Source organism: Vreelandella glaciei (assembly GCF_013415125.1).
GTDB classification, from domain to species: domain Bacteria; phylum Pseudomonadota; class Gammaproteobacteria; order Pseudomonadales; family Halomonadaceae; genus Vreelandella; species Vreelandella glaciei.
This window is the reverse complement of record NZ_JACCDE010000017.1, coordinates 100,354-108,850: the sequence shown is the minus strand read 5'-3', so window position 1 is coordinate 108,850 and position 8,497 is coordinate 100,354. Positions and strand designations below refer to the sequence as shown.

Annotated in this window: 5 protein-coding genes; 2 read left to right on the top strand and 3 right to left on the bottom strand. The window is 49.2% G+C overall.

Going from position 1 to position 8,497, the window contains the following annotated elements; translation table 11 throughout:
* Positions 1–106: 106 nt before the first annotated feature.
* Together HZS80_RS12860 and HZS80_RS12855 are read right to left on the bottom strand one after the other, a co-directional pair.
* Entirely contained in the window at positions 107–2,554 is a 2,448-nt protein-coding gene (locus HZS80_RS12860) for a DNA methyltransferase (protein WP_179916303.1), read from the bottom strand.
* Positions 2,555–2,715: 161 nt separating this feature from the next.
* Positions 2,716–5,595, bottom strand: a complete 2,880-nt coding sequence (locus HZS80_RS12855; RefSeq protein WP_179916302.1) for an SNF2-related protein — start codon at positions 5,593–5,595, stop codon at positions 2,716–2,718.
* A 238-nt stretch (positions 5,596–5,833) separates the two neighbouring features.
* Here HZS80_RS12855 and HZS80_RS12850 point away from each other — a divergent pair, with 238 nt between their 5' ends.
* Together HZS80_RS12850 and HZS80_RS12845 are read left to right on the top strand one after the other, a co-directional pair.
* Entirely contained in the window at positions 5,834–6,199 is a 366-nt protein-coding gene (locus HZS80_RS12850; protein ID WP_179916301.1) for a helix-turn-helix domain-containing protein, read from the top strand.
* Between the two features lie 2 nt (positions 6,200–6,201).
* Positions 6,202–7,440 carry a type II toxin-antitoxin system HipA family toxin gene (locus HZS80_RS12845; RefSeq protein WP_179916300.1) on the top strand — a complete coding sequence of 413 codons (1,239 nt, stop codon included), beginning with the start codon at positions 6,202–6,204 and terminating at the stop codon, positions 7,438–7,440.
* Between the two features lie 51 nt (positions 7,441–7,491).
* On the opposite strand, the gene HZS80_RS12840 is transcribed toward HZS80_RS12845, so the two are convergent.
* Positions 7,492–8,370 (bottom strand): YicC/YloC family endoribonuclease, encoded by an 879-nt coding sequence (locus HZS80_RS12840; RefSeq protein WP_179916299.1) that lies wholly within the window; start codon positions 8,368–8,370, stop codon positions 7,492–7,494.
* Positions 8,371–8,497: the final 127 nt, after the last annotated feature.

The following is an 8,497-nucleotide window of genomic DNA, read 5'->3' as shown; positions in this document are numbered from 1 at the left end:
AGTTGTCGGTATCCCATGCTCTGCTTCACTTTGGTAGGTAAGGCAGAGAGGGTACCGGCGCTGGCCCTCCTGCCTCTACCTTGTGATCCAAAGTGCTGCGCTTATTCTATGAATCCAGGAGTACAATGTCATTCTTTTTTTTATAATTTATACCCAAGAATTTTTCTATCATACCAGTTGGCTTAGGAAACTTTGTCACATCTTCACCAAAAATAGAGCGCACCTCTGAAGTTCCCGTTTGGGTATAAGGGCCGATATAAATACTACTCGGCTTACTTCCTCGTTGCTCCCCCCCTTCATCACAGAGATATTGTTTATAACTTACAACCCATCCCCCATTTTGTTCATCGAATTGAAGCTCGTTATTTCGAAGCGATGTTTTAACTCTATCCCAGCTCCACTGCCACTGCCGCTTCGGAAAAGCGCATTCAACTATAAATTGACCACCATCTTTATAATAAAACCCCCATTCTCCTGTCCTCTCCCTTTCGAGCACCACTTCATTGTCATTAATTTTATTTAGGTCTTCCTTAGATAGCTTTCCATAAACAGGGATAGGAAAAGTCAAATTTGACCTAAAATCGTTACTATTAGTATTCAAAGGTTGAAGCCTATAAGGGCCTCTTACTGAGAACTTCTCATCTTTATACTTATAATACTTTTCAACATCACCTGAAGGAGGCAACTCTAAATATGGCAAATCGCTTTTGTTTAGCGAAAAAACATGAACATATTCATGGAGATTATTTATATGTTTTGTTTTTGAACCTCCGCCATAAGATTTTTGCCAAACGCATTCTTCTACAAATCCATTCTCACCAAAAATATCAAAAAGCAGCGGAAGAAGGTTCCTATTTTCATCTTTATCAATACTCGATGAAAAAATTGCATCTTTTTTCATCAAAGCAGCATGAGATCTTATTCTATCATCGATCATTGACAACCAAGAAGAGTGTTTATATCCATCTTTATAAACAAACCCATCACTTCCTGTATTATAAGGTGGATCTATATAAATCTTATCAATAGAAATTTCGTATTTATTTTTTATAGTTCTACAGCCATGAAAAGAGTCAGCTTCTATAAAAATTCCATCGAGATACCCAACGCAATAAGAAGCGACTTCTTCTGCCAAAACCTGAGGCAAAATAGAAGTATCCGCCATTAAATAACGGTAATTTTTCTTAGCAAGAAAAATTTTAATATCAGTCTCATGATAATCTTTTTGAAACTCATCCAAATTCAAGGAATATAGCTCGGCCCACTGCTTCTGCTGTTTTTTGTTAGTGATTACTGAACGAATAACTTCCTCGCTTTTCAATCGATCAATAGTGATACAATAACTTTTATCAGTGACAAACTTCTTCTTCAACCAAAGCTTCTTCTGAAAATTCTCTAGCTGTGCCAGGAAAGCAATAATTTTTTTAGCCAGCTTACGAAGCACTTGGATCTTTTTAAGCTGCTGTTCAACGATTAATACTTCTGCATTGTCGATATCATCCAAGCGCAGAATTTCATTTTTAATATAGAAATCCAGCTCACGGGAAAGAAAACCGCCCAGGTCTTTGTGGATAAAGTAATCCATCGTGTTGCGGGCTGTGTACTGCTGCAGATACTTGCCCAGCAACGTGCGCTCTTTCTGCTTGTCGGTGGGTGCACGGGTCGCCAAGCCGTCTCGGTAAGCAGCGACACCATCGGTGGCGCGCAGTGCCTCCATAATGCGCTCTTCTGCTTCCACCAGCCGCTTCTTCTGCCAAGCGCCACCCTGCCCTGTCTTCTCTGGATCCGGACGGTATTCAAACTGCAGCAAGAGATCGGCGCCATCCAGGCGAATGGGTTTGTCATGGTGGATAATAAAGAAGCGCTCAGTACTCTCTTTTACATCGCTATGTTCGCCTTCTGTGGCATCTACGACGCGGCAGTGTACTTTGAGGGCAGCGTCTGTCGAATCAAATGCCAACCCTGCTTGGGCCGCGGAGCCTTGCAGCGTCTTTAACGCTTCGTTTAGGTTGAAGGTAAAATTGGCTAAGGTTTCGGAAGATTTTACGTAGTACTGATCTTTGTTGGCCCAGTGAAGGTAAACCTCACGGCCATCGTAGGGCACTGCGTAGGGGGCCGCACGGCTGTCATTTTCCGCCACATGGTGACGGCGACTCATAAAGTCGCCTTTATCGTAGTAGCGTGAGAAGAAGCGATAGAGGTGGTCGTAGATATCTACCGAGGCACTCTGCTCCTGTTTAGCCACATGATAAGCCGCCCTGGCCTGTTTCACAGCAGGGGCACTATCCGGATCTGGAGCACCTAGTTCTTCGGCTTGTTTACGCTTCTCATCAATGTCATGACGCATCGCTGATAGTTGCTGCTCGCCCTGCTCGGCGAAGGCATCTTCAATCGCCTGGGCTAAGTCTTCACGGATAAAGCGGGAGAGTTGGTCGCTTTTGGCATGCATGATGCGATACAGCCCGAAATCCAACTCTGGCTTATCAAGCTGGAACAGCTCATGCAGCAGCTTGATAAAGCGTTCCTTGTGAGTCTCGGCAATTGCTACAGCCATTGATCTTTCCCATTAGCTACGTGCGCAAGACGTTTTGAAACAGCCTTTTGCAACAGTAAATTACGCACAAACGGGGCTGAACATGCTGTTCAGCCCTCAATATTAAGTTGCACAGATGATACCGACCCTCGCGGCTTGCGTCATGCGATGGTGGTTAGCGTTTACGCCAGTTCCCAGCGAACCCGGAACAGCCGGTGAGTCTGGCTTTTACGATGCATTTGTCGCTCCAGAGCATCAATGAGCGCGTCGCGTTTCTCTTCAATCTCATCTTGCACATCGAAAATTAACTGTCGATCCCGCCGCTGTTGTCGTTCAAACGACTTAAGCACCTCTTGGGCGGCTTTTTGCTCTTCCAAGGACTCGGCGATCCGCGAACGCCGCTTGGCGTCTTTGATCTTAGCCCGCGTATCTTCCAGTTGTGCCTCGCTGGAGGCAACTTGGTCTTCAGCCCAAGCCTCTAGTTTGTCACGTTCGCGCTGAAAATAGCCGTGGTTCTCTTCTAGAACGCGACTAAGGGTGGCATCCAACTGCCTTTTAGCCAGCGGAGCCAAATCTGCTGGAGGTTCAGGCGCTTGCTTCTCCACCAAAGCTGAAATATTGAACAGCCGTTCACATGCTTCTTGATCAAGACGTGTGCCATCGTCGGCGAGGCCAGTGAATACCAAGTGCTCTTCATGTTGGAAGCTATCGAGTTCAAGCAGGTTTAGCTCCAACCAGCCGCTTTGGGTCGGCAGTTGTTCAAGTACGGATATGCGAAGTGGGTGATCTGCCAGCTGAAAGCGAAGCGTAACCGTAGGTGTCTCCTGGCGGCGCCCATGATCCAATACATGCTCACCCAGTGGATGGGTGAGCCGATAGATGTGGGCATGTTCAGGTGGTTTAATGCCCTTCTCTTTGCGAATCAACCAGTATTCACCCGTTGGTACACTACTTAGTGGCGATTCTTTTAGCTGAAAGGTTAGGTGACAGTCACTGAAGACGGCCTGATTGGCTAAGCTGTGCCGGGTAAGTTTCCAAAAAAGTTTACCGGTGCGATCAAGCTGAGCCTTAGCTTTGTCGCGTTGGATTCGTAACAAATCGTGAATCTGCTCGTCGAAGTGCTCAAGTAACTTGCTCTCGGTCTCACGCATGCGGACATCAATATCGGCCTCTAATTTCTCACGTAGCGCTACAAAGGCCGCCTCAATAGCATCAGGTGTGCGGCAGGTAGCATAGATTTCAGCAATGCGTTTCTCGATGTCCACCCCGGATTCCAATCGGCCAAGAATGTCATCGGAAGCGCCGAACAATCCATCGAACAGCTGGAACTTCTCGCTTAATAGCTCTAAAACGCGTTTATCAGCCTCATTACGCTGATTTAAGAAGTTAACGACCACCACATCAAACTGCTGCCCGTAACGGTGGCAGCGACCAATACGTTGTTCTACCCGCTGAGGATTCCAGGGAAGATCGTAGTTGACCACTAGATTACAGAATTGGAGGTTGACCCCTTCGGCGGCAGCCTCAGTCGCCACTAAAATCTGCGCACTATCACGGAAATGGTCAATGATGGCAGAGCGCCGGTCGATAGCAGGGCTGCCTGTAATGTGATCGCTGCCTGAATGCTCAGTTAGCCAACGCTGGTAAATTCCCGTTATCCCCGGGCTGTTGTTGGTGCCGCTAAAAGTGACTACTTGATCAGCAAAGCCATGGCGTTCGAGGAAGCGACTTAAATACTCAAGCGTACGCCGCGATTCGGTGAAAATCACCGCTTTGCGTGGTGCTCCCATCTCATCCATACGGGCGAAACCCGTTTCAAGGGCGGTAACTAACGCATGGGATTTAGCATCTTCATGGATGCCTTTAGCCAAGCTCAGATACTGCTCTATTTCAGCGATTTCGCCCTGTAACCGGGTTGGATTGATCTCCTGCTCTATCAAATACTGCGCATTAACTTCTCCAACCTCGTCGGTATCGGCTGATTCCAACAGCTCTTCATCAAGTGATTCATCGGCTAGCAACGTTGCAAGCCAGTCTTGCTCAACTTGATGCTGATTGTGGAGCGATTCTAAACGCTCCTTTAGTGTTTCTAGGGTCTGGATAATGGCGGTGGTGGATGATGCTAGCAATTTTCGAATGACCAGCGAGACCAAGTGACGCTGGCGGGATGGCACGCCATAGCTGTCTTCGCGTGCCAGATAACCTGATACCAAGTGATAGAGCCGCTGCTCATCAGGTGAGGGTGTAAATGGAATCGTTAGTGCCTTTCGGTGAGTATACTGGACGTACTCTAATACCTGACGCCTTAGAGTACGCTTGGCAAACTCGTCAAGGCGACGGCGCAGCCCCTCAATGTCGTTACCATTACGCATGAATTGACGTCGAAAACTGATTGCATCCCCGAACAGCTGTTCATCAATTACGGTCGATAGACCATATAGCTCAATCAATGAGTTTTGAAGCGGGGTCGCCGTGAGTAACAGCTTACGGCAACCTGCAAACGTTCGCTTAATAGCCTGTCCGGTGCGATGACTTTCACGGTGGGCATTGCGCAGTTTGTGAGCTTCGTCAATGACGACGAGATCCCACGGTATGGTGCGCAGCTGGGGCTCCATTTTGGCAGCAAAATGGTATGACATCACACTGATGACATCTTGATCTAAAGGATCGTATATCCCTTGGTCACGCTGCTGCTTGTAGGTACGAGCATCAAGCACCTGGGTAGGCAGGTGGAACTTCTCGGATAGTTCATTCGCCCACTGTTTTCGTAGCGCGGCTGGCGCAATCACTATTAAACGACGCCGACGCTCTGCCCAGTACTGGCATATAACCAGGGCTGCCTCAATGGTTTTACCAAGACCCACTTCATCCGCCAGTAAAACGCCTTTTGATAACGGATTTTGTAACGCAAAGAGGGCGGCATCAATTTGATGGGGATTAAGGTCGACGGAAGCATCAAATAGAGATGTTGCCAATCTATCGACATCACCACCTCGCCGCTGGCGAGTTAGCTCATAAGCAAAGTACTTGGCATGGTAGTTCGTGATGTTCTCAGTCGTCACCCTATTCCCCTACCCGTTGCAATAAGACAGCTCTTACTTTCCCTTGCCGCAACATAATGTGCAAGGCTGGGCACCGCGCATCATAAACTTGCTATGCTCGAAAGTGAGGGCATCACCGAGACTACCGAAACTTTCCAACACGACTGTAAGTTGCGCTATCGCGCCGAAAAGCATCGTGACACTTGCACATTATGAAACTATACTTTCATAATTAACTTTAAAATGAAGGTATAGCTTTATGCCATCTCGTTCAGCGGTTGTGTTCCCCAAGGATCTCAAGGTGTTAAAAGCGCTGGGCGAGAACATCTTGCTTGCCATGAAGCGCCGTAAAATCACCCAAACCCAGCTATCAGAGCGCACGGGGCTCTCTATGCCGACGCTGCGCAATATTCTGCGTGGCGAGCCTAGCGTCTCAATGGGCCATTACCTGGTGGTGTTATCGTCGCTTGGCCTTGCTAACGATTTAGCGAACGTAGCATTAGACGATGAGTTTGGGCGCAAGCTGCAAGATATCGAGCTGCTAAAAACGTCTAATAAGGCCACTATTAAGTCGAAACACGCTAGCTCTGTGGTTTATCGCCCTACCACCGAAGGCAGGCGTTGATCATGAGTAAATCGATATGGGTCTATGCTGATTGGCTTGCTACGAAGCCACCTGAGCTAGTTGGGAGGCTAGAAGTCGACCTTGTTCGGGGCAGCGAAGTCTACCGCTTCGCCTACGCAAAGACATGGCTCGACTCTCCGCTTGCGGTGCAGATTGACCCTGAGTTGCAGCTGTTTTCGGGGGATCAGTTCAATAATGACGCGCGCAACTTCCGGGTGTTCCTTGATTCTTGCCCCGATAGATGGGGGCGCCTGCTCATGCAGCGGCGTGAAGCGGTTTTGGCTAGGCAAGAGGGTAGGCGTTTAGTAAAACTCAACGAATCCGACTATCTCCTGGGTGTGCACGATACGTTTCGCATGGGCGGGTTGCGCTTTAAGTTGCAAGAAGATGGCCCTTTTCTCGATAACAATCAGCAGCTGGCTGCCCCGCCATTATCCAGCCTGAGAGAATTGGAGTTTGCGGTCAGCCAAATAGAGCTACAGCCTGATTTGGATAGCCCTGATTATCTAAAGTGGTTGAATATGCTGATTTCACCCGGCTCATCGTTGGGAGGGGCGAGGCCAAAAGCCTGTGTCATGGGTGGCGATGATCTTTGGCTAGCAAAATTTCCCAGCCGGTATGACGATTACGATATAGGCGCATGGGAATATTTGCTTTATCGCATGGCAGTGGATGCGGGCATCGAAATGGCGCCATGCCGACTTCAGCGGTTCAATAGCACTCACCATACCTTTCTAACTCAGCGCTTTGACCGTGTTGGCAGCTTACGTCGGCACTTTAGCTCAGCGATGACTCAGTTGGGTTATTACGATGGCGGTGCAGGCGCGAGTTATCTTGAGCTGGCCCAATTTCTTATAGAGCAAGGAGCCAATACTCAGCAGGATCTGCACCAGCTTTGGCGCAGAATGGTCTTCAACATACTCGTCTCAAACGCTGATGATCATCTGCGCAACCATGGTTTCTTATTGTCAGAAAATAGTAGCGGCTGGCGACTCTCGCCCGCTTACGATCTCAATATCTCGCTAGGGGCAGCAGGGCTCCATTTAAATATCGACGAGTACTCTAATGCGCTGGATTTGGATTTAGCGCTGGAAGTTGCACCCTATTTTCAGTTGCCAACAAGTGAGGCACGGCTAATTCTTGATCAGCTCCAAAAAGTAACATGCCGTTGGCATCACTATGCCAATGAAATAGGTATCCACCGGCAAGAGCAGCAGCTAATCGCATCCGCGATTATGTGAAACTATAACTTAAAAAAATAGAATATTTAGAAACTATAGTTTCAACTATTATTACTCAATATTTTGGATTTGCTCCCGCATCTGCTCGATCAACACCTTCAGCTCCACCGCACAACGAGTCGTCTCAGCCACCACGGATTTTGACGAGAGCGTGTTGGCTTCGCGGTTGAGCTCCTGCATCAGGAAATCCAGGCGACGGCCTTTGGGACCTTTCTGAGCGAGCTGGTGGCTCACTTCTTCGATATGCGCCGTTAGGCGGTCTAGCTCTTCATCCACATCGGCTTTTTGCGCTACCAGCACCAGTTCGGCTTCCAGGCGCTGCGGGTCGAGTTCGGTTTTGGCGACTTCCAGGCGTTCCAGCAGTTGGGCGCGCTGGCGCTCCAGAATCTGCGGCAGCAGGCTGCGCACCGTGGCGACCTGTTCGCTTACCGCCGTCAGGCGGGTGGTGATCATCTCGGCAAGCTTTTCGCCTTCACGGGCGCGGGCGTCGATCAGTTCATCCAGCGCTTGGTCGAACAGGGTTTTGGCGGCGAGTTTGATGGCCTCTTGGTCAAGGTGCTGGGTTTCCATCACACCAGGCTGGTTGAGGAGCGCAAGTGTAGTGGGCGGCACGGCGCTGGGTACCTGCTGCTGTATGGCGGTTAGCGCATCAGCAATGGCGGCTAAGCGGGCGCTGTTAACGGCGGGGGCTTGAGCGGTTTCGGCGCTCTCAAACCGGACACTGCACTCGACTTTGCCACGGGCTAAACGGGTGCGCAGCGCTTCGCGCAGTACCGGCTCTAAATCACGCAGGCTTTCGGGCAGGCGGAAATGGGGCTCTAAGTAACGCTGATTCACCGAGCGAATTTCCACCTGCAGGGTGCCGAAAGGAGCTGCCTGCTCGGTGCGTGCGAAAGCGGTCATGCTGTGTACGCGGCTGGAAGTGGCCATGTTTCATCCTAATAGAGAACAACGGTGTATAAAGCATTGCCAACAGTCTACCCGATAGGCCAATCAGCGCACTCCCAGACGTGTACAATGGAGGGCTTTTACTAGTTACGCGTTTATTGAGAGGTAC

Coding starts and splice junctions, on each gene's coding strand:
- HZS80_RS12850 (WP_179916301.1), top strand. CDS start 5,834: ATGCCATCTCGTTCAGCGGTTGTGTTCCCCAAGGATCTCAAGGTGTTA.
- HZS80_RS12860 (WP_179916303.1), bottom strand. CDS start 2,554: ATGGCTGTAGCAATTGCCGAGACTCACAAGGAACGCTTTATCAAGCTG.
- HZS80_RS12845 (WP_179916300.1), top strand. CDS start 6,202: ATGAGTAAATCGATATGGGTCTATGCTGATTGGCTTGCTACGAAGCCA.
- HZS80_RS12840 (WP_179916299.1), bottom strand. CDS start 8,370: ATGGCCACTTCCAGCCGCGTACACAGCATGACCGCTTTCGCACGCACC.